Genomic DNA, 20,084 nt, shown 5'->3' with positions numbered 1-20,084 from the left:
CGGAGAGTTTAAACGCCTGTTTGAGGCGGGAGGTTACAGAGCCGTGTGCTCAGTGCCCGCCTGTGATTCAGGAAATGAACACCACATCCAACGGAATAAGTGGGTAAGTTTCGTGGAACGGTGATCTGAGCTTTGGGAAAGCGCTGGATGAGGGAGAGGAAAAGGGATACATACTACCTTAAGGCCAAGAAAGAAAACTACCGAAGCAGAGCCGCGTATAAGCTGCTGCAGCTTCAGGCTAAATTCAGCATAATGTTCGAAGGCATGCGGTGCCTTGACCTCGGAGCCGCGCCGGGGGGATGGCTCCAGGTTGAGCTGGAAATAGCTGGAGAAAAGGGAAGAGTAATAGGTGTCGATATATCGTCAATAAAAAAACTTGAGGGCGCAATTATTCTACGCGGAGACATAACAGACAAGGAGACGCGTGCAAGGATAATAGATTCTCTAGGCGGAGATGCCGATGTTGTTCTTTCCGACATGGCGCCGAATATCAGCGGGAACTATGATCTCGATCACGAGAAGTCGGTGGAGCTTGTAAATGCGGCACTGGAAGTGGCTGAGGATGCGCTTGTTGCCGGCGGAACATTTGCCGCAAAGATGTTTGAAGGAAGAAGATCCCGGGAAGTAATCGAGAGAATCTCAGAGAGATTTGAGAATGTAAGGACTTCAAAACCTGCAGCAAGCAGGAAACAGAGTTCCGAGACTTACATCGTGGCCCGCGGATTCAGGAGCCAAGCCCGAAATTGAAAGACCGGATTGAGAATTGCATGACTGCTGTTGTTGATTCCTGGAAACGTGACGTATCACATGTATCACATGTGTGCTTGCATATCTCTTAGAACGCATCGCGAGATAGATGTGAAGAGGCTGCAGGAGAGGAACAACCGGGACAGCCCCTTTCCACCGTTACAGCGGAGAGCATATTCAGTGTATATGCGAGAACATCATTCTCAGCGAGAATGCTTAGAAGCGCGATTCGACGCGCACATGGTTAACCGCAACAGAACTCACAGGACGGCATTCCTCACTTGCTGAAGCTCATGACACAGAAAAGGAGGTATTCACTGCAGAGAGTCCAGTTCCGTTCAGAAGAGCAGGTGCTCCTTCTCAGTTACTACTACATTTCGAAAGTGAAATTCCCGAACGATCATGCTAAAAATCCTGTCGAACTCGGGTTTTAGGCAAGGGTGTCTGATACGCCATTCCACCGAACCAGCACATAGATTAAAATGCCGGGTTGCGCGTAGACCGGAGTAATTGATGCCTAATAACCGGGGTATCAGCACTATCAATTTAAAACAACAAAGGTTAACCAAGATGTACAATGATACGGTCACGAAATTAATGGAGCGCATCGAGAAGGATGGGGTTCGCATAGTCAAGATAGACTGGATGGGTTTTGACCTCGTTCTAAGAAGCATGGGCACTTCCGTGAAGTTTCTCGACAAAGCAATAATGGAGGGAATAGGGGTTACAAAGGCGCAGCAGTCATTCAACGTGCTTGACAGACTCGCTCCGGATGGCTTGTATGGCGCCCAGTCTTCCGAATTCAAGCTTATCCCGGATTTGAGTACTTATTCCGCGCTTCCGCATGTCCCAGGCATGGGAAGAATGCAGGCAGAGCTGTGCGAACCCGCCGATCTTTCACCATCAGAGACCGATCCGAGATTCTTTCTGCGCAGAATGATCTCAAGGCTGGAGAAAATGGGATTGAAACCGTTCTGTTCCTTCGAGCCGGAATTCTATCTCTACGGACTGGACAGGACGCCAATCATCAAAGGTAGTCTCATGTCAAGCCATAGCTTGGATACGTTGAACGGTTTTTTGCTTGATGTGGGCAACGCACTCGGGAACATGGGCATTGAGGTGGAACATTTCAAGAAGGAGTACGGCAGCTCGCAGGTCGAAATTACGACAAAGCATACCAATGCGCTCCGCGCCTCCGATAACATGATTGCATTGAAAAGCGTAATCAAGTCCATGGGCTCATCGAGATCCATGATTGCATCTTTCATGCCGAAGGTGGACACCTTATCTGCGGGAAGCGGCATGCACATGCACATCTCCCTTTCCTTTGCAGAAACATCCGGCAGTGCATTTCATGATGAAAGTGACAGAAGAGGTCTCGGATTGAGCGAAACCGCCTATAATTTCACAGGCGGACTGATGGAGCACATGAATGCACTGTGTGCATTCGTGAATCCGCTTACCAACTCATACAAACGGCTTGTTCCTGGAAGCTGGGCACCTGCACACATCTCCTATGGATACGATCACAGGGGAGCTGCGATAAGGATTCCGTCGATACCGTCGGGTTCAATATCTGCAAAGAGGATAGAATTCAGGTTGCCTGACTGCTCTGCCAACCCATACATCGCCCTTGGCGCGGTCCTCGCGGCCGGGATTCATGGCATAGAAGAAAAACTGGATCCCGGAGAGCCGATGACCTTCGATCCTTCATCAATCGATGCGGCCGAACTTCAGAAACGGGGGGTGAAGACGCTGCCGACATCACTAATTGAAAGCATACATTTCGCAGAGGCAGACAATGTTCTGCGAAATGCCATGGGTAACACCTTCTTTGAAGAATACCTGAAGGTCAGGAAATCCGAATGGGATACTTATCGCAGAAACGTGGATGAATGGGAGGTTGAAAAATTTCTTGAACTCATCTGAAGCGGACGATACAGAATCACTGAAGTTGGAATTCAGGCCGGTGAAAACACTCGATCGACTTCACCGCATCTTCAACGAACTCCGTGATCAGAAGAGTGAGACCTGCGGCCCGTATTCGCTACTGAAAATCCTGAGATCACTGGGACTCGGTGACAGCAAGATTACAGAGGACAGCCTCGCACTGGTGTCCGGAACAGTGATTTCAGAGGAAGAACACAATATAAGCGTCAGGTTCAGCGGAAAGGATGAAAACAGAATGGATGAACAGATACGCCAGAAATACTACAGTGTTCCGTTAAGCGTTTCTGGACAGGCAGACGAGCTGGGCACAAGCGTGGAAGGACTCGTGGCCGCAACTGAAGCCACACTGGGCAGAAGGTTTGCCGTTATTCCGATACCCTCCAGAACCGGACAGAAGACACAGTTTTCGAGACACAACTTCGCACTCCTTACTGATATGCTGTGGAAGCATTTTCCTGCAGACAGCATGCATGTCATATTCAATCTGCAGATGAATATGCTTTGTTCAAACCGCAACATGGGTTCAATAATTGATATCATGGATTTTCTGAAAAGCGGGAAATGCAGGAGCAGGGATGAATGGAATGTCGGCCATTTCCTCATCGCCGGTGGCATTATTCGAAGCACTACTGCCTCCCAAAGCAGAAGATTCTATCTTCTCCAGGATACATATAAATCGAGGGGGATGGGAGGGTACCTCATTCAGCCTGAAGAGCGCCTGAGGAATGCTCTCATTAGAAATGACGGAAAAGGTGGCGGGATTCTATTGCTGGTGCCAGAACGTCTCAGGAAAAGGATTCTTGGAGAAATCGAGGGATTCCTCGCGACGGGACTGTGGAATAATGGTACGCCGTACGTCCCGCCGCATTTCTGAGGGACACACTTCCGGTGCGGGCGCAGCATCAGTGTTTGAATACAGGATGTCGCGGCCGCAGATATAGTGTGCATCGCTTCCCGTGACGGAGCTGTGATACTGTAGAATATATTCCGGCGCACACGTGGATGGGGGTGATGGGTGATCGGGAAGAAGTCAACAAATGATATATATGACAAGGTTTATCATGGGCGCATTCCACTTGCGTAACAACTGGGGGGCAATAATATCGCAGCAGAAGATATCAGGGCTGGCAAATACAAAAAAGAAGTGGGTCTCTTCGGCGTGGTCTTTCTCGCAACAAGCGCAATTCTGGGTTCCGCAATACTGTTCATTCCGGTGACGGTTCTGGCGGATGCAGGGCCAGCAGGTACAGTTGCATGGATCATCGGCGGACTGATGATGCTTGTGATCGGTCTCATTTACGCCGAACTTGGGACACTCATGCCAAGGACAGGGGGCGTTGCATCCTATCCACACATCTCCAACGGTTCTCTGGCGGGAATACTCAACGGGTGGGGAGCCTTTCTGGGCTACATACTTGCACCGGTTTCGGAAACGGTCGCAATAGTCGAATATTTGAGTTATTTTTACCGCCCGCTCTTTAATTTCAAGATAGGCACAATGACCTTTGAAGGTGAGCTTCTGACACTGTTCATAGTTTTTCTTTTCTTCATAGGAAACTATTTCGGCATAGCATACCTGAATCAGTCAAATTCGTTCCTGACATGGCTCAAGCTGTTCTCACTCGCGTTCATAGGTGTCTTTTTCCTGGCGTTTTACTTTCATCCTTCGAATTTCACGATTTTCCCGGGAGGATTCAACCCCTACCACTCCGCGGGCATACTGCTAGCGGTGGCAACCACGGTCTATGCTTATGCGGGATTTAGGCAGCCGATCGATTATGCAGAGGAACTGAAGAACCATAAACGGGACATTCCTATAGCAATCGCACTCTCGATTTTCATCTCGTTTCTCATTTATGAATCGCTGTCCGTTGCTTTCGTCGGCTCTATCAACTGGCATTATTTCGGCCTGCACCCAGGTAACTGGCAGGGTCTGAGTACTCTGACCTTTCCATTGCCTGCGCTCGGATTCGAGGCGGGGCTGGTGCTCATGGCTTATTTCATATTCATAACGTCTATCCACTCATCCGCCTCTTCGTCGCTGATATACAGCGGCGGCGCAGCTAGGGTGATGGCCGCACTCGCGGAGAACAGATATCTTCCACCGATTTTTGGCAAGCTGAGCAGACGGGGAATACCTTACGTTGCAGTGATTGTTGTCCTCATTGTCAGCGCGATATACACTTTCATGATACCCGTGTTTATCAGCATAGCTCTTGTTTTCGTTGACGCATCGCTGGTATCCTACGGTCCGGCAGGAGTCTCCCTCATGGTTTTCAGAAAACATATCAGGGCCAGCAGTGAGCCTTACAGGCTCCCGCTTGCCAGCGTCCTGTGTCCTGTCGGTTTCGTAATCGGCGGCCTGCTGATATACTGGACAGGCTGGAACATAGTGCAAATAGCCATTCCGTCGGTAATGGTGGGTCTGTTGCTCTTCTTCTATCACGCTAGGATGGTGAAGATAGACAGCTCTGAACTGAAAGGAGGTTTGTGGCTGTTCGTCTATTTCATAGCAGTCATGGTTATTTCGGCAACGGGAAGTTCGGATTTTCACGGAAACAACATGATACCATTTCCTTACGACCTTGTCGTATTCACCGTCGTCTCCATCGCATTCTATACATGGGCGGTAATCAGCGGGAACAGGTACATGGACGCGCGTCCTTATTCAGGTTATGAACCAGACAGGATCATGTAAAATTTGCGGAAGACGGTGTACCCGAGATGAAGTTGCCCGCCGCATGCAAACCACTTCATGCCACCGGATGATACAATGGCAGATACGCGGTCCGCCTCGTGACAGCAAATGTCATTCATCCACGCAACAACGGCATGTGGATGTACGTCAAAGTGGAAACAGCCGGCACCGCGCAGCAATGCCTGATGTGCGGCAGAAGAGCCGATGTATTGCTCGCACTCAGAGACAGGGGTTATCAGCGTCCATGCGGACATATGAACGACATGATGTCAGCGCATTGAAAAACATCCTCCGCGGGGCACTGAAGACAGTAGGATGTGCATGCCGGAATTAACGCGCATGGAAATCGGGCCCTGTCTTCCAGGAGCGGAATGAGGATCCGGTCGTCGAATTGCAAACCGCCTGCGGCAGAGAGGTCGCTTCCTGATGCCACAAGGCATCCCGTGAATTCATTCGTTTGAGGATGCTGGTTTCTCTTTCATTTTCAGCTTTCAGCGTAGATCGAGCTGTGTCCTGCTCACCGTGGAAACTCCGAAAGCCAGAACCTGGCTATTTCCTCCCGGGTAGCAATCCATGTCCGATCGTTCCGCTTGACGTACTTGAGGAACTCCCTCAAAGCGACAAATCTGCCCGGCCTGCCCGTCACTCTCACATGAAATGCGGCAGTCATCATTTTCGATTGCCGGGCGGATTCCTCGTAAAGCACGTCAAACGTATCCCTGAGGTACTGACCGAATTCATGGCTAGTCGAAAAGCGGTGCATTGGACTGAGAAAGTGAAAATCGTTGGCGTCAGGCGTGTATGGCAATACCAGCATGCCTGTTTCGCGGCAATAGTACGGTATATCGTCGCTGTACGAGTCCGAATCATAGATGAAATTTTTGAAATGGGAGAGTATTTCAAGCGTATTGCTGCTCGGTTCCCTTGCATAGAAGCCGACGGGTTTTTTTCCGGTGATATTCTCTATCAAGGCTACGGATTGCCCGATTTCCCTGGTTTCCTGCTCGTAGCTCATTCCGTAAAGTTCGTTCCACCTCAGCCCGTGGTCGCATATTTCATGGCCGTCAGCCATTATCCTCCTTGCGGCTTCAGGGTTGACTTCCAGCGCGCGTGCTGCAGCAAAGAATGTGGCCTTCACCTCCTGGTCCCGCAGGAAGTTCAGTATTCTCCATATTCCCACCCTCTGACCGTACTCGTAAACACTCTCCATGCCCATGTCTCTCGTCTGAATATTTACGGGACCGAATTCACCTATCGTCTCGACGACGCCGTCTTCCTCCATTGAATGCTCTGCGCCTTCCTCAAAATTGAAAACAATCGAAAGAGCGAGAGACTTTCCCCCAGGCCACTTGAACTTGGGCGGCTTCTCCCCATAACCCCTGAAATCGCGTTTACAGACCATGAAGAGGGTTATGATAACACATATATTATTATCCGACTAAGCCGCTTTTCGCGCGAGATGACATACGCATGGTCAAGCCCCTCCTGCATCCTGTTGTTTGTTGAGTGACTGTATCTTCCGTCGGGAAGCCTTGCGTTGCAGAGAGGCCGCTTTGTTGCACATGTCTGCCGGCCCGAAAGGACGTTTTTCTTCTTGGCACGAATGTGGATATCACAGGCGATGGCATCATTTGACAGGCCGAGGCAGTTCGAAAATAGCCGTCGCAAAAAATTGGCCTCATTCCCCAAAGATGTGGAGCTATAACGGCAGGAAGCGAACTGTGCTGGCTGTTCCTCTCCTGCATGCAATTCCCTCACGTCAATCTCTACTATGCGTTCTGTGAGATATGCAAGCACACAGAACACTCATGAATCCTGAAACACGTCTGAGGCATTTTGTGTTTGAAGCCTATTTACTGAATGTCGAGAAGGTTGCCATAATCATTTTGAGAATAATCAGTTGATCTTTGCAAGCTCGTTCTTTATCTCCTCTATATCAGGGAGTTTTGACGCGTCCTCTGTGACCCACTTGTAGCGTATTCTGCCCTCTCTGTCTACAATGAATACAGATCTCTTGGAAACGCCTTTCATTCCAAGAAAATCATCGTAATAAACGTTGAAAAGCTTGGACACCTGATGATCATAGTCGCTCAAAAGATCGAAATTCAACGAGTTGGCCTTTCTAAATGCGTCATGCGTGAAGTGGCTGTCGCCACTTATGCCAACGACCTTGGCATTCAGCTTCTCAAACTCATTTAAATTGTCTCTCAGGCTGCACCACTCGTTTGTGCATACCGAACTGAAATCACCGGGATAGAATACAATGACCACTTTTCCACTCTTTGTAAGATCCTTCAGCAAAACCTTCTGATCCCTGCTTTTTGGCAGGGCAAAATCAGGCGCCTTTTCACCAACTTCAAGTTCAGTCATATTTTTACCTTCTCTTAAAATGACTGAATCACTAATTAGTCTTTAGCATTTTGCAGCAACCTTCTGACTTCATGTGGCGGTGCAATGCCCGAGTGCCACCTGCCATTAAAACAGGAGTTTTGGCAATTGCATTGAAATGGATAAGATGCGATCGGCATCTCATGCAGCCGAGGTATGCACTTTATTTCCGTCACCAGTTGTCATAATGCAAAAATTAAAAAGGATGACAGACTCACATGGGACAAGGGAATCCTGATGGCGTCCGAGAAAGAAATGCAGTTTGAAAGGCTGTGGGAAGGAGACACGCCTTCCGGCAAAAACGAGACCAAGGCTCTTCAGTTTCGTCAGAAGATGAGAATGGCGCTTCTCCAGAAACAGGCGCAGTACAGCAAGGAAAATGCCAAACTCTACTGGCTCGGAATACTGCATACGGAAAGGGAAAGGATATCCGCCGAACCTTCCGATTTCAGGCGTGAAGGAAACCGGGGGAGAGTGCGAAGATAATGTTCCCTGCCAAAGCAGATAATTGAAGTGATCATTTTTTATATGGAATCTCCGCTTGAAAATCAGTGATAAACTGACTGAAAGCGAAAGGACGAGAATGAAGTATCTGCTCAAATCGGTTCTGAACGTTGATATTCAGAAGATTGTTGACAAAACAATAAGGGATATGGAATATCAGACACTTTATTTCTGACCATATCCCGGCTGGATTAAAATGTTTAACGTAGCCTGACAAATACTGTTTTGTAGTTGTTTAAGGCGAACAATGCCAGGCCCCTGTGGCCGTTGTAATGTACTATTGCTGCGTATTTTCCGTTTGCAAGGTTGAAATAAGCAGCGCCATGGGCGTTTGTGGAGTTTGTTGCAACTGGCGTCAGTGTTATTGTTATTGTTCCGTTTGCGGCCGACTGCTCTGAAACTGCATAAACGGTCACGTTGGCGTCCGATACCGGAATCCGCTGGCCACCGCTGTATGTCCAGACAACAATCTCCAGGTATTCTCCATTGAAAACTGAGCCTGTGGACGTATTGCTGTTTGCCACCTGGCTCGATGCGTTCGCATATGTTGCGGCCACTAACCCGCCCGCAGCAAGAAGGGCGATGACGCCCAGGGCGAAATATTTCATTCTGCCGGTCTTCTTATTCAATTCTGTCATGTAGTCACGGAAGCAGAATTCATACGCTGCCTTATAAGGAGAAAGAACGAAAGATCTAGACGAATCATTAATAAGTCTGACAAATTGACAGTGTCTGTGTAATTTGGTAGTATGTCATATATTGAAGTCCTGGAAGTTGTTGTTACAGTTGTAACGTTGTTTGTTGCTGTCGTAATATCATACAGGGCGTACAGGGTTTATGCTGTGGCAAAGAACACAAATCTCCTCCTGCTCTGCATTGGATTCACACTGATGTCAGTTTATTTTGTCCTGCTGGCCGCAGAAGCTCTCGCATATCGCCGCTACTCGCCTGGAACCGGGGGCCGATTCGCCATCATTTATATCAGCAGTATCGTGGAAGTTACTGCGTATCTCCTCATAATGCTGGCGTATGTTATCAGGCCCAGAATGGATTATATTGCAGCGGCGATATCTGCCGCATTGCTGCTCTTCTTCACCTTTCAGCTTTTCATACTCATTCTGCTCCTTATAGTTGTTATAAGCGTCTGGAGGAGCTACCGTTCCAATCCAGGAGCGAGCACAGCCCTCGTTCTTTCCAGTTTTTCAATGCTCTTCCTGTTGCATCTGATAAACGGGTTGCTTCTGTTTTCGCCCCGCGTCCTCGGGACTGGGTATCTCTACTATTCCATATTCCAGCTTCTGTCATTTGTCCTCCTGTACACGGCAATTGGCATCGGCAGGACAAAAACTGAAGAACGGGGGAAGACGCAGGTTGCCTGATGGAGGCTACAGGACCAGGGCAAGAATTTTTGCCGATATTCTAAGGGCGGTTGCAGAGGAAAACGATGCGAAACCCACGCATATACTCTATAAGGCAAATATGTCATATGAAAGGTTGCTCAAATATCTCTCGCAGCTTGAAGAAAACGGGTTTGTGGAAAAGAAGGTGGACGCGGACAGGACAGCATACAACATAACAGACAAGGGCAGGCATTTCCTGCTTGAATTCAAGCGCGTGGAAGAATTTACAACGGCATTCGGTCTTAAATTATGAGGAAGGAAGATGATATCCAGGTACCGGCTGGCATTGAGCATAAAGTGCGGAACCGATGCTGAAAAGGTGAACAGGATAATCTTACCCGATAACGACAGTTACATAACATCCAGAGCCGTGGGGGAAACGATTGAAGCAGAAGCTGATGCTGACAATCTCAACAGCCTCCTCAGAACGGCCGATGATTTCATCGTTTGCGTGGATATTGCGATCAGGGCGCTGAAGAAGAATAGTGATCCCTGATATCCACAGCAACACCGTTTTTAAATGACAGCATTTCCCTCCGGTTCTGAATTGCCCGTCCGCAGGCTATTAGCCTGTCCTTTTCATCTGTAACTATGCATTCACCAAATGGCTTGATTTCCGGATCCGCATCTACCACGAATTTCGAAAACAGGCTTTTCCCTGCGGAGACGAACGGGACAGCGTCCATGGAACAGACTACACGCATCACTGGCTTATCCGTTGCTCCATTAATGCGTTCCGCGCCAAACATCTTCAGTGAAAAAAGGCCGTCTTCGGGACGGAAGAACAGGAGCTGCTTTCCTTCGGTCGAAACGGTTCTCAGTTTTCCAGTGTTCCTGGAAAAACCCAGCTGGATATTTCCTGAAAGAATAGCCGCTGAGATTTTATCGCCGAACTGGTATCTGCATACAGTTTCTGCGAGCTTGAGGTATGCGCTCTGCGGTACCTTATTGCCGTTCCTTTTCCAGACGCCGTCCACTGTTCTGAATTCGGAATAGTGTAACTGTCCCGGGTATCCTGAAACGTTGGCGTCAGCCGATGAGCACATGAAATCTGACTGGGCAAATGGATACGTCTCCGTTAAAGCGAAGGGAACAATACCGAAAGGGGAAACAACCACAGCATCTTCGTCGTCGTGGACAAGGCTGAAATCAAAGTGGGAAAAATACGGTTTTTTCCCATCAACTATAACCAGCTTTCTGTGATTCCCTGGGCGCAATTTACCAGCATGCTCGGTATAACGGCATATTGACGGCCTGTTCAGAGAGATATCATCAACGACGGCAAGACCGTGTTTGCGCGAGATCGGTTCCAGCTTCTCAAGGTAGTCCCTGTACTCGGAAATAACGGCAAAAGCCTCGAGGAGAGCCCTGTTTGATCTCGCCCTGCTTTCTGCAAGATCCCAGAGTGTTTCTTCATGAATTGCTTCCTTTATCCGCCTTATCTCTGAAAAGAGCACATGCAGATTGTGCTTTGCTATATTGACAGTTCTCTCTTCCGCGTCCATTGATTTCATTTCGCTTAAAGTAATGCATGAGCAAACAGGGCAGAGGCAGTGGCTGTGCCTGAGTTCGGATAGGCGACATGTTCCCTCCGGGAATATCATCCTGCCGTCCCTGGCATATTTAATGTAAGAGGCAGAGTCGAAAACGTCGCAGCCCAGCAGTACGGCCATTGGAAAAAGAAGCGGATGACCGCAACCAAAGAGATGGACAGGTGCGGCGGGATTCAGACCAAGTTTGGAAGAGAGGATGACTCTCGCAAGATCTGCGAATCTGCCCTCCTCCATAAGCGGGACTACGCCACCGATTGCAAAATATTCACCTCCTGCACCACTCAGATCTTCTGCAGCGTTTCGCCTCAAATCTGGAAAAAGGGAGCCCTGGACGGGACATGCGACAATAGCCTCTCCTGCTGTCAGTCTGATTGCATCCCTCACTCTCCTGTTTGTTACACTCACGGCATCTTCCGCCGCACTGCGTGAAAAATCCGGTTCGGAAAATATGTCAAGAACAGTCAGTACGTCGCTTCCAAACGACCTCTGTATTTCTACGACTGCCGAAGGATCAATTTCGAGTTTTCCGTAGACATGTGTCTGGAATGTTCCGCTGTCGGTCATTATGGGGCCATCAAAACCAAGCTGTTCATGTATGCCTCTTCTCTTCGTCTGTTCGCTTAGTTGCTCGTCCTGCCCGATTATAAAGGAGTTTGTTATGAGCATCTCAGCATGAAACTGATCGCGCAGTTCTGCAGCAGACAGTATCATCCGCCTCGGATTCACGACAGGCAGCAGAACAGGGGTCTCTATTGTTCCATGTGGAGTTTCAAACGAGCATATACGACCCGGCCCGTCTCTCTCGAGTAATTCAAATTTAATGGGCATGTCAGCAACCATTACCACCAGTTATTATAATTAAATTACATTCAAGATGGGATGTCTCTTGCCCCATTGCTTCAGCTCGCCATTGTTTCTGCGTTCGTTTTCTTCCTTCCTGGCTTTGCTGCAGTCATTGCATTCTCTGACAGGGATGGCAGATTGAGAAGCGACCTTGTTCAGCTGGTGGCCGCTTCGGCAGGAATAAGCATCGCAGTCTCCACTCTTCTTCTGTTCACACTGACAGCCGTTTATGAATATATGCACCATGGCCTTGACTTCACATTTTTCATAATTGCGGAAACGGCAATAACAGCACTCCTGCTCATTGCAGCAGTGCTTAACAATTTCAGAAGAACGAAAAAAAGTGAAAGGTGAAAAAATGCTCTCGAGGGATGATGTTGACTTTCATTACAAGCTTGTGGTCGCTGTAAGAACAGATTTGAAACTGAGCGCAGGAAAAACTGCAGTCCAGGTGGCGCATGCGGCTGTGAGCTGCGCTGTGCAGTGCCTCCAGAAGGAAAAAAAGAAATTTTCCTCATGGATGGATGAAGGGCAGAGGAAGATTGTGGTCAGGGTCAAAAATCTCGAGGAACTCCATGCACTGAGAGAGGATGCCAGGAGAAACGGGCTGATAACCAGCCTTATTGCGGATGCCGGTCTTACAGAAATACCAGCCGGAACTGTTACGTGCGTGGGCATCGGTCCTGCAGAGAATCAGGAAATAGACACTGTGACCGGGAATCTCCCGCTGCTGTGATGCAGATGAAAAGACAGTCCAGAGTAGTTGCGTTTGATGACGGGAAATTCGGCTTCAGGGAGGGCGTGGTCCCGGTTGTGGGCATCATAGCCAGACTCCCCTCATATGTGGAAGGTGCTCTTGTAACGGAGTGCACTATAGACGGAATGGACTCCACCCAGAATATATGCAAGACAATACTCAGATCGAGATTTCTGGAACAGCTCAGAGCCGTGCTTCTCGATGGCATAGCCTGCGGCGGATTTAATGTATTCGACCTCGGGAAAATCAACAGCGTCACGGGTCTGCCTGTTTTGAGCGTAACACGCAAATTGCCGAATCTCGACGCAATGCGCGCTGCGCTTCAAAAGTATTTTGACGACTGGGAGGAGAGGTACAGGATTATAAGAGAGTACGAGAGCATTCCAGTCAAGTCAGGAAAGTTGAAAATACACGCAAGCTGGGTGGGCTTAGACAGGGAGGACGCGGTTTCTCTCCTGAAAGCGTCCATATTCAGAGGCAACTATCCCGAGGCTCTGAGACTTGCACATATTTTCGCCAGTGCGATTACTAGAGGAGAATCGCGGGGCAAGGCATGAATCAGGTTGGAGTAATTTTTTCCTTTACTCTTCTGTCAGTGTCAATCTGTGCCTTCTGTAGCATGTCGCTGTAATCAATGAACACGCTTTTCAGTTCCGTGAACTCCTCTATTGCGGATGTCCCTGCCTCCCTGCCACCGGTACCCGTATTCTTGACGCCTCCAAAAGGAAGATGAATTTCTGCTCCGATGGTCGGTGCATTGATGTATGTTATTCCGCACTCAAGCGCATTGATTGCCCTGAATGCCTTGTTTATATCTCTGGTGTAAATTGCAGATGACAGACCGTATTGCACTCCATTTGCAACTTCGATGGCTTCTTTGAAACTGCCGACCTTTATTACAGACAGTACCGGACCGAAAATTTCTTCGGTGCTGACGCGTGTGCCATGTTTTGTCTCAATCACAGTTGGTTGAATAAAATTGCCCTTTGAAAAAGTTCCATCGCTGATGGATTTGCCGCCTGTGGCAATTTTGCCCCCTTCCTTTTGTCCGATGTCTATGTATTCCATGATATTCTTCATGGCGTTTCTGTTTATCACGGGGCCCATATCGACGGTTTCATCGAGCGGATTCCCTAACTTCAATTTTTCGACACGGTCTATGAAACTGTCCATGAATTCGCTGTAAACGCCATCCTGAATAATCAGCCTGCTGGTGGCAGTGCATCGCTGGCCGGAGGTTCCGAACGCGCCGAATATAAGTCCTTCAATCCCGAGTTCCAGGTTCGCGTCATCCATTATTATCATCGGATTCTTCCCTCCCAGTTCAAGATGTACCTGTATCAGCCGCCTTGCTCCCTGTGTGTATACCTCTCTTCCTGTTTCTACCCCACCTGTGAAAGACAGAGCTCGTATCGAAGGATGATTTATCAGAGCGTTTCCAACTTCAGATCCTGTGCCGGTGACCATATTTATGACGCCCGGAGGAAAGCCGGCTTCATTCACCATCTCAATAAATCTTGCTGCGCAGAGAGGGGTGTCGCTCGCAGGCTTGAGTACAAGAGAGCACCCGGAAATCAATGCTGCACCCATCTTCCAGGAAGGTATGGAAACAGGAAAATTCCATGGAGTTATCATTGCGACGGGGCCCTTTGGAAGTCTCACGGTCATGTTGAATTTATCCGGAAGTTCTGATGGGGTTGTTTCTCCAAGAAGTCTTCTTCCCTCACCCGACATGTACTTGAAAAAATCAATAGCCTCCTGCACCTCTCCTCTTCCCTCAGCAAGGACTTTTCCCATTTCGGTTGAAACAAGTCTGGCAAGTTCCTCCTTTTTCTTCTCAAGGTTCCAAGCTGCCTTAAGAAGTATCTCTCCCCTGACAGGAGCAGGGACATCCCTCCATACTTTGAATCCCTTCTCAGCGGATTTTACAGCCGTCTCAATATCTGCCTTGTTTCCTCTCGGAAACCTGGCAAGTACTTCACCTGTAGCAGGATTCAGCGTTTCAAATGATTTGTCGCTCGAACTGCCGGCCCATTCGCCGTTAACAAAGATGCCGTATTCCTTTACCACGAAATCACCACCGGATTATTACAGCAGGGATAGATTAAGGATTTCCAGTATCTGTCATATGAAGGCAGAATTTGTTCGATATCAGCATTAATTCTGCGACGTTTCCGTTTCTTCATGAATATTTGCCGGCAGGTCAGTATGTTTCTGATTTCATGAGAATATGCAGCAATTATCTCTCACATTCCTTTGTAGAAAATTACTTGGCGCAATTGTTTGTCATCCCAAGCAGGGAAAATTGCAGAGGCGACCAGACAATCGTTACAGAGACATGCTGTGTACTCTTAATCGTGTCTAGCAACCGTAAATAGGACAGTGCCCTGCGCGACATCGGACGGCAATGTTATTTATTCCGATCATGTTAATCAAAAGGAACAGCGGGAGTAGCTAAGCATGGCCAACAGCGCAGGACTTAAGAAAAAACCTGGGATATTCTGTCCCGCAGGGGTCCGTGGGTTCAAATCCCTCCTCCCGCATTCAATTCGCTGAGATGCTGAAATGCGAAACTGCATAAATCAAATATGGGTAATCGCAGGTTTCATCTCGCGCGGCTGCTTTCGAACACGAATTCGCCTAATTCGCTTCTATCAGTGCCAGTATGATATCCTTTTCCGGCATTTCATTTATTGCCCTCATCAAATTTCTACTGTCAATGACTTTCTCCGCCTCTGGCAGTTCAAATTGAGCCTCAAGTCTCGTGTTTATAACCTCCCCCGCTACGTTTTTGTCCATAGCGAGAATTACTTCCAGGCTCAATTTGCACATTTCGATGTACTCTCTGTCGTCTGTAACCTTCGCGATGCCGGAAATTAGCTCCTCGAACATAACGATTCTCCGTTTTCTGTCGGATATTAGTAGCTCCCTGAAAAAATCTTCCATGAATCTTTTCTTTTCTCCCCTCGCGCTATGCACCAATTTCCTGTAGTCCGTGTTCATGCAAATACCGGCGTTGTATCAATTAAGCAGTTATTGCAGATAAACGTCTAGCTTCAATAAATTCTGATCCAGGCCTGGCCATAACGTCCTCTGACTGCAGATATTTCTCAGAAGAAATCTGACTGATATCCATGGCAGGCATCGGAATGCAACGCCGGTAATTTGTATTCCGCATTAGTGACAAACCGGGAATTTCCCGATTGAGTCCTTGGTATTTGCACAATCCGACGGCAGAAGTCTGCCATCGCTCCAGATAACAGCGATGGCTGAAATGCGGGCCGGCCTTTGATTGGAAAATGCTTACTGGACGGGCCGAAACAAAATGAATCACTTAATAGATTGTAATCGCATAAGTTCGATTCCAATTTTACGCGGCACGGAGTCACTTCTTTTGGCTCGCTTTCGATGCAATCATGTGAACGGAACGGGCTGTTAAGTAGACGATGGCAAGTAGTATTTCAGGCAAATACAGCCCTGGTTTCCTAGGACAGGCAGATTAAATATTCCTTTCTGTCTTCCATCCTACCAGAAAAGTGCGGTTTGAAATGCCTGCAACCTCGGCAAAATACCGTAGTTCCCCTGCCCTCCGATGGGCCAGCGTATGATCCTGAATGTGCAGTGGGATGAGACTGCGGTTTACTATCCATGCAAACGGTGTTATGCCTGCTCTAATCATGTCTGATTGAAGCTGCGCTGCCTCATGGACGGGTGTTGGTTCCGGAAGAGTAACGATGACTATTTTTGTAAGTTTCCGGTCTCTCAGCCGCGGGAGTAGTCTTTTGATGTTTTCCGGTGAATTTCCAGTCGAGCGTAGAACTTCCCTGTGATATGATTCTGCTGCATCCAGAAGGAGCAGCGTATGGCCCGTTGGTGCCGTATCGATTACCACGAATCCGTTTTCGCCTTCGGCCACGACCTCAGAGAAAGCACGGAATACAGCAATTTCCTGAGTACATGGCGATCTGAGATCTTCCTCAAGCAGTTTCATTCCCTCGTCGTCCAGCCCGGGGGCAGAAATTCTGAGTACATCCTGCACATATGCGGCCGTTTCCAGTTCAGCGTCTATTTTGCTGACCCGGAGATTAGGAGGCAGCGGATCCATATAGAATTTGCCTGCAGGATCGGTAGTTGTCAGATGAACTGAATATCCACGATTGGAAAGTGCTACAGCAATCATCGAGGCGACAGTAGTTTTTCCCACTCCTCCCTTGCCCATAGTCATTATTATTCCATAACCCTCGACTGCCAGTGCATCAATCATGTTCTCGAAAGAAGGCATGTACTGCATGTCGATCCCGTACTGACCGTTTGATGCCTCCGCCTTGGCTTTGCCACTCATAAATGCCCTGAGTTCCCCTACACCTATGGGGTTGAATGGCTGGAGAGCGAAATCGAATCTTTCAAGATGCTTCAGACCCTCCGGCATTTTCTCAATTGCATCCTGTTGCTGTTCACAGATCTCGATGGCAGTCGGATCACCACTTTCATCAGTTTCAAAAACGCCATTCAGCACAAGATACTGATTGGAGATGCCCTGGGCACTGAGCTCTAAGCTGGTGCGCTCCGCCTCAAACAACGCTGACTTGTCAGGACGAGACACCAGAACCATGGTTGTCATTGCGCTGTCAGTGAGCCTGTTTCTTGCCCTGCCGTAAAGTATCTTCTGTTCGCGCAGTCCGGCTAGAGGACCGAGGCATGTTGTTATGGATGAACTCGAACTGAGAAAATCTGACCAGGCTGCCGGGAGTGACAACAGTCTCATTGTGTGACCTGTTGGTGCCGTATCGAATATGATGTGATCAAATTTATCGGTTGCCTGCGGATCGCCAAGAAATTTTGAAAACTCATCAAACGTCGCAACTTCCATCGTGCATGCGCCGGAGAGCTGTTCCTCGATACTCATCACAGCATCTTTTGGCAGAAGTGAACGGTAAGGTCCCACGATACGTTCCCTGTAATTGACCGCGGCAGTTTCGGGATTTATATTGAGAGCAAATAATGTAGAAATGCCTGGTATCTGTGACGGGGAGGATGTAAGCGGTATGCCGAATATTTCATCTAGGTTGGAGGCAGGATCGGTGCTGATGAGGAGAACTCTTTTCCCTTCATCAGCAAGAGATACTGCGACTGCAGAGGCAACAGTAGTTTTTCCTACTCCCCCCTTGCCAGTAAAGAATACAAACCGCCTGACGGCGCCTGACAATTTCAACGCATTTCACTCCAAATCAAGGATTCTTGCCAGTTCGTCTCGCCCGGGATAAGATCTTGAAGTTACAACCTTTCCGTTAAGCATGGTTATTGGAAGGCAGCCGTTTCCCTCCGCAGACAGCAGTCTGCTGACTTCAGAATTCTGAACAAACGCTCCGGGCTGCTGTGAGAGGTTGTATCTGACAACATCCACCCCCTTCCTTTTCAGCCACTCCAAGTTTTGGGCAAACTCAATAAGCACTGTGTCCACAGAAGGACCGCAGACACCGGTGGAACAACACATAGGAGGATCGTACACCTCAAAGACCCTTTCTGAGCTGGTCGCCTCACTTCCGGAATATTTCATATCAGGATAAAACACTCTCAATTCTTTCCTTGAATGTTCTGAATTACTCATTGTTATCCTGGGTCAAATTTATTTACATCTATTTGAATTTTATGCAAATCAATCCGAAATTTCCTATCTTTCCAACTGAATACTTCGATATTCCGGGATGGATACAAAAAATGGTGGAGGAATTAGACAGCTTGAATCATAGTACAAATAGATAAATTTAAATTTAACTGAAAGTATAGTGAAGGGCATGGAAACATGCATTCCACGGAAAATTACAATTGACCCAAATCAGGAATCACTATCCGGGCTGGTTTCGGTATTCAGTGCTCTGGCAGAACCTGCCAGGCTGCTGATAGTGCGAATACTTGCATTGTATGGAGAAACCTGCACCTGCGAGATTGCTTCCGCCCTGAAGCTGTCACAGCCAACTGTAACGCATCATCTTAAAACGCTTGAGGAAGCAGGCATAATATATAGAAGGCCGCAGGGAAAATGGACATATTTTGGCCTGACGGGGGAAAGGATAAGCGACGTGATACTTCTCACAGATTCGATTTACCGAAACAGGAAACAGCACGTTAATGGGAAAATCGATAACAGACTGTCCGAACCGACAGTGACAGTCAGAACTACAGCTGCCGGCTGAAGGAGTGTGATTTTTTGCCGGGAAAATTGCTTTTTGTTTGTGTTGAGAATGCGGGCAGAAGCATTATGGCTGAAGCTTTCGCGAAGGCGATTGGACTGCAAGCGGAGAGCGCAGGAACCGTCCCTGCATCAAGCCCAAATCCGGTGGTTGTGCAGGTTATGTCGGAAATAGGATTGGATGTTTCAGCAAGTAAACCAAAAATGCTGACACGGAGGATGATTGAAGATGCAGAAATGGTAATAACCATGGGGTGCTCCGTGGAACAGGCCTGTCCGAAACCGATGATTGCTGAAATGAATAAAAAACTTGTTGACTGGGCACTGGAAGATCCAAAGGGAAAATCGATTGATGAGGTTAGAAAAATTAGGGATGAAATCCAGAGGAGGGTTTCAACCATCAGTGTGTTTTAATCTCTGACTGCTGAATTCTTGACTGACATCCTCCCACGATTAGAATCGTTGGGGTTCCCGTTAAGTCCATCCTCCATGGATATCGCACCGCCGGGTTTATGGGCCGTGTCGAGTCAGCCCCGTTCCGGCCGGCAAGCGACATGAACCTCTCCCAACGCTGTCCTATGTTGAGAGTGCCGTTCATATCTGCATTTCCGCGTCACCCGAATGCATCACATTCAAAGGAGGATTATGTTCCTCAACTCCCCATATCATGACAGACATGGCACTGCTTTGATGTGTATGCCTCGCCGGCATAGACGACCGGCACATTCTTCCACATCGCCTTGTATTCCGTCATGGACATCAGGCTGTAGAACGGCATTGAGTTCACAATGCGGTTAAACCATCTTCTGAACCGCCTCCCTTTGCCTGTGTCACGGCGTCCTCCTGAAAAATAACCGATGACGGTTGTTGCCGATGATACCCTCGCCGATGCAACAGAATGAAAGCGTGTTCACAATATATTCATCTTCAGCAGTTCCTTTATGGCGATAGTTCGCAGCCTGTCGATGATGTTGGTACACATACTTCTGGCGGTCGCTCCATCGCAGGGTTGAAATCATGGGCTAACGCGGCCTCTTCTTGGCAACTTTTGTCC

At 48.3% G+C, this 20,084-nt stretch carries 24 protein-coding genes and 1 tRNA gene; 16 read left to right on the top strand and 9 right to left on the bottom strand.

Going from position 1 to position 20,084, the window contains the following annotated elements; translation table 11 throughout:
- Positions 1–132 precede the first annotated feature (132 nt).
- The 5 genes from KIS29_05730 (at position 133) to KIS29_05710 (ending at position 5,395) form a co-directional block, all read left to right on the top strand.
- Positions 133–747, top strand: coding sequence for an RlmE family RNA methyltransferase (locus tag KIS29_05730; GenBank protein ID MBX8639821.1), 615 nt, complete (start codon positions 133–135; stop codon positions 745–747).
- Between the two features lie 293 nt (positions 748–1,040).
- The gene (locus tag KIS29_05725) at positions 1,041–1,181 is read left to right on the top strand and encodes a hypothetical protein (protein MBX8639820.1); all 141 of its coding nucleotides are present in this window, start codon (positions 1,041–1,043) and stop codon (positions 1,179–1,181) included.
- Positions 1,182–1,317: 136 nt separating this feature from the next.
- Positions 1,318–2,676, top strand: a complete 1,359-nt coding sequence (locus KIS29_05720; GenBank protein MBX8639819.1) for a glutamine synthetase family protein — start codon at positions 1,318–1,320, stop codon at positions 2,674–2,676.
- A complete protein-coding gene (locus KIS29_05715; GenBank protein ID MBX8639818.1) occupies positions 2,663–3,571 on the top strand; it encodes a hypothetical protein in 909 nt (302 codons plus the stop codon). Before KIS29_05720 ends, KIS29_05715 begins: the two co-directional genes overlap by 14 nt.
- A 270-nt stretch (positions 3,572–3,841) precedes the next feature.
- Entirely contained in the window at positions 3,842–5,395 is a 1,554-nt protein-coding gene (locus tag KIS29_05710) for an APC family permease (GenBank protein MBX8639817.1), read from the top strand.
- Between the two features lie 517 nt (positions 5,396–5,912).
- Here the strand turns inward: KIS29_05710 and KIS29_05705 are convergent.
- Positions 5,913–6,797, bottom strand: a complete 885-nt coding sequence (locus KIS29_05705; protein ID MBX8639816.1) for a polysaccharide deacetylase family protein — start codon at positions 6,795–6,797, stop codon at positions 5,913–5,915.
- A 494-nt stretch (positions 6,798–7,291) separates the two neighbouring features.
- Positions 7,292–7,765, bottom strand: a complete 474-nt coding sequence (locus KIS29_05700) for a peroxiredoxin (protein ID MBX8639815.1) — start codon at positions 7,763–7,765, stop codon at positions 7,292–7,294.
- A gap of 255 nt (positions 7,766–8,020) precedes the next feature.
- Between KIS29_05700 and KIS29_05695 the strand changes: the two genes are divergently transcribed.
- Positions 8,021–8,269, top strand: a complete 249-nt coding sequence (locus KIS29_05695; protein ID MBX8639814.1) for a hypothetical protein — start codon at positions 8,021–8,023, stop codon at positions 8,267–8,269.
- Between the two features lie 55 nt (positions 8,270–8,324).
- Complete coding sequence (locus tag KIS29_05690; GenBank protein MBX8639813.1) at positions 8,325–8,462, top strand: hypothetical protein; 138 nt, start codon at positions 8,325–8,327, stop codon at positions 8,460–8,462.
- Between the two features lie 25 nt (positions 8,463–8,487).
- Here the strand turns inward: KIS29_05690 and KIS29_05685 are convergent, their stop codons facing one another.
- Positions 8,488–8,916, bottom strand: a complete 429-nt coding sequence (locus KIS29_05685; GenBank protein MBX8639812.1) for a hypothetical protein — start codon at positions 8,914–8,916, stop codon at positions 8,488–8,490.
- Positions 8,917–9,036: 120 nt separating this feature from the next.
- On the opposite strand from KIS29_05685, the gene KIS29_05680 reads away from it, so the two are divergent.
- The 3 genes from KIS29_05680 to KIS29_05670 are packed head-to-tail and all read left to right on the top strand — an operon-like array spanning position 9,037 to position 10,183.
- Positions 9,037–9,666: a hypothetical protein gene (locus KIS29_05680; GenBank protein ID MBX8639811.1), complete on the top strand. Its 630-nt coding sequence runs from the start codon at positions 9,037–9,039 to the stop codon at positions 9,664–9,666.
- Positions 9,659–9,940 carry a DUF4364 family protein gene (locus KIS29_05675; protein MBX8639810.1) on the top strand — a complete coding sequence of 94 codons (282 nt, stop codon included), beginning with the start codon at positions 9,659–9,661 and terminating at the stop codon, positions 9,938–9,940. Before KIS29_05680 ends, KIS29_05675 begins: the two co-directional genes overlap by 8 nt.
- 9 nt (positions 9,941–9,949) lie before the next feature.
- Positions 9,950–10,183 carry a hypothetical protein gene (locus KIS29_05670; GenBank protein ID MBX8639809.1) on the top strand — a complete coding sequence of 78 codons (234 nt, stop codon included), beginning with the start codon at positions 9,950–9,952 and terminating at the stop codon, positions 10,181–10,183.
- On the opposite strand, the gene tgtA is transcribed toward KIS29_05670, so the two are convergent.
- Complete coding sequence (tgtA, locus tag KIS29_05665) at positions 10,152–12,068, bottom strand: tRNA guanosine(15) transglycosylase TgtA (protein MBX8639808.1); 1,917 nt, start codon at positions 12,066–12,068, stop codon at positions 10,152–10,154. The two genes, KIS29_05670 and tgtA, sit on opposite strands and share 32 nt — an antisense overlap.
- A gap of 51 nt (positions 12,069–12,119) precedes the next feature.
- Between tgtA and KIS29_05660 the strand changes: the two genes are divergently transcribed.
- Genes KIS29_05660 through KIS29_05650 form a run of 3 tightly spaced genes read left to right on the top strand, consistent with a single transcriptional unit; the run spans position 12,120 to position 13,397 of the window.
- Positions 12,120–12,437: a hypothetical protein gene (locus tag KIS29_05660; GenBank protein MBX8639807.1), complete on the top strand. Its 318-nt coding sequence runs from the start codon at positions 12,120–12,122 to the stop codon at positions 12,435–12,437.
- Between the two features lie 4 nt (positions 12,438–12,441).
- Positions 12,442–12,819, top strand: a complete 378-nt coding sequence (pth2, locus tag KIS29_05655) for a peptidyl-tRNA hydrolase Pth2 (protein ID MBX8639806.1) — start codon at positions 12,442–12,444, stop codon at positions 12,817–12,819.
- A gap of 5 nt (positions 12,820–12,824) precedes the next feature.
- Positions 12,825–13,397, top strand: coding sequence for a DUF99 family protein (locus tag KIS29_05650; protein MBX8639805.1), 573 nt, complete (start codon positions 12,825–12,827; stop codon positions 13,395–13,397).
- Between the two features lies 1 nt (position 13,398).
- Here KIS29_05650 and KIS29_05645 read toward each other — a convergent pair whose 3' ends face one another.
- On the bottom strand, positions 13,399–14,910 hold the full coding sequence (locus KIS29_05645) for an aldehyde dehydrogenase family protein (GenBank protein MBX8639804.1): 1,512 nt from the start codon (positions 14,908–14,910) through the stop codon (positions 13,399–13,401).
- 374 nt (positions 14,911–15,284) lie between these two features.
- Here KIS29_05645 and KIS29_05640 point away from each other — a divergent pair.
- Positions 15,285–15,383, top strand: a tRNA-Leu gene (locus KIS29_05640).
- Between the two features lie 97 nt (positions 15,384–15,480).
- On the opposite strand, the gene KIS29_05635 is transcribed toward KIS29_05640, so the two are convergent.
- From KIS29_05635 to arsD, 3 genes are all read right to left on the bottom strand, one after another.
- On the bottom strand, positions 15,481–15,843 hold the full coding sequence (locus KIS29_05635; protein MBX8639803.1) for a hypothetical protein: 363 nt from the start codon (positions 15,841–15,843) through the stop codon (positions 15,481–15,483).
- Between the two features lie 496 nt (positions 15,844–16,339).
- Positions 16,340–18,052 (bottom strand): arsenical pump-driving ATPase, encoded by a 1,713-nt coding sequence (arsA, locus tag KIS29_05630; protein MBX8639802.1) that lies wholly within the window; start codon positions 18,050–18,052, stop codon positions 16,340–16,342.
- A gap of 6 nt (positions 18,053–18,058) precedes the next feature.
- The gene (arsD, locus tag KIS29_05625) at positions 18,059–18,448 is read right to left on the bottom strand and encodes an arsenite efflux transporter metallochaperone ArsD (protein MBX8639801.1); all 390 of its coding nucleotides are present in this window, start codon (positions 18,446–18,448) and stop codon (positions 18,059–18,061) included.
- A gap of 187 nt (positions 18,449–18,635) precedes the next feature.
- Between arsD and KIS29_05620 the strand changes: the two genes are divergently transcribed.
- Both KIS29_05620 and KIS29_05615 read left to right on the top strand, forming a co-directional pair.
- On the top strand, positions 18,636–19,034 hold the full coding sequence (locus KIS29_05620) for an ArsR family transcriptional regulator (protein ID MBX8639800.1): 399 nt from the start codon (positions 18,636–18,638) through the stop codon (positions 19,032–19,034).
- A gap of 14 nt (positions 19,035–19,048) precedes the next feature.
- Positions 19,049–19,444 carry an arsenate reductase ArsC gene (locus KIS29_05615; protein MBX8639799.1) on the top strand — a complete coding sequence of 132 codons (396 nt, stop codon included), beginning with the start codon at positions 19,049–19,051 and terminating at the stop codon, positions 19,442–19,444.
- 238 nt (positions 19,445–19,682) lie between these two features.
- Here the strand turns inward: KIS29_05615 and KIS29_05610 are convergent, their stop codons facing one another.
- Positions 19,683–19,808, bottom strand: coding sequence for a transposase (locus tag KIS29_05610; protein ID MBX8639798.1), 126 nt, complete (start codon positions 19,806–19,808; stop codon positions 19,683–19,685).
- Positions 19,809–20,084 lie beyond the last annotated feature (276 nt).

Source organism: Candidatus Sysuiplasma jiujiangense, assembly GCA_019721075.1.
In the GTDB taxonomy this organism is placed as follows: Archaea; Thermoplasmatota; Thermoplasmata; order Sysuiplasmatales; family Sysuiplasmataceae; genus Sysuiplasma; species Sysuiplasma jiujiangense.
Note: the sequence above shows the minus strand (reverse complement) of the source record. Positions and strands in the feature narration are given on the sequence as shown.

Coding starts and splice junctions, on each gene's coding strand:
- KIS29_05660 (MBX8639807.1), top strand. CDS start 12,120: ATGTCTCTTGCCCCATTGCTTCAGCTCGCCATTGTTTCTGCGTTCGTT.
- KIS29_05620 (MBX8639800.1), top strand. CDS start 18,636: ATGGAAACATGCATTCCACGGAAAATTACAATTGACCCAAATCAGGAA.
- tgtA (MBX8639808.1), bottom strand. CDS start 12,068: ATGCCCATTAAATTTGAATTACTCGAGAGAGACGGGCCGGGTCGTATA.
- KIS29_05695 (MBX8639814.1), top strand. CDS start 8,021: ATGGCGTCCGAGAAAGAAATGCAGTTTGAAAGGCTGTGGGAAGGAGAC.
- KIS29_05635 (MBX8639803.1), bottom strand. CDS start 15,843: ATGAACACGGACTACAGGAAATTGGTGCATAGCGCGAGGGGAGAAAAG.
- KIS29_05650 (MBX8639805.1), top strand. CDS start 12,825: ATGAAAAGACAGTCCAGAGTAGTTGCGTTTGATGACGGGAAATTCGGC.
- KIS29_05610 (MBX8639798.1), bottom strand. CDS start 19,808: ATGCCGTTCTACAGCCTGATGTCCATGACGGAATACAAGGCGATGTGG.
- KIS29_05720 (MBX8639819.1), top strand. CDS start 1,318: ATGTACAATGATACGGTCACGAAATTAATGGAGCGCATCGAGAAGGAT.
- KIS29_05670 (MBX8639809.1), top strand. CDS start 9,950: ATGATATCCAGGTACCGGCTGGCATTGAGCATAAAGTGCGGAACCGAT.
- KIS29_05725 (MBX8639820.1), top strand. CDS start 1,041: ATGACACAGAAAAGGAGGTATTCACTGCAGAGAGTCCAGTTCCGTTCA.
- KIS29_05680 (MBX8639811.1), top strand. CDS start 9,037: ATGTCATATATTGAAGTCCTGGAAGTTGTTGTTACAGTTGTAACGTTG.
- arsD (MBX8639801.1), bottom strand. CDS start 18,448: ATGAGTAATTCAGAACATTCAAGGAAAGAATTGAGAGTGTTTTATCCT.
- pth2 (MBX8639806.1), top strand. CDS start 12,442: ATGCTCTCGAGGGATGATGTTGACTTTCATTACAAGCTTGTGGTCGCT.
- KIS29_05700 (MBX8639815.1), bottom strand. CDS start 7,765: ATGACTGAACTTGAAGTTGGTGAAAAGGCGCCTGATTTTGCCCTGCCA.
- KIS29_05705 (MBX8639816.1), bottom strand. CDS start 6,797: ATGGTCTGTAAACGCGATTTCAGGGGTTATGGGGAGAAGCCGCCCAAG.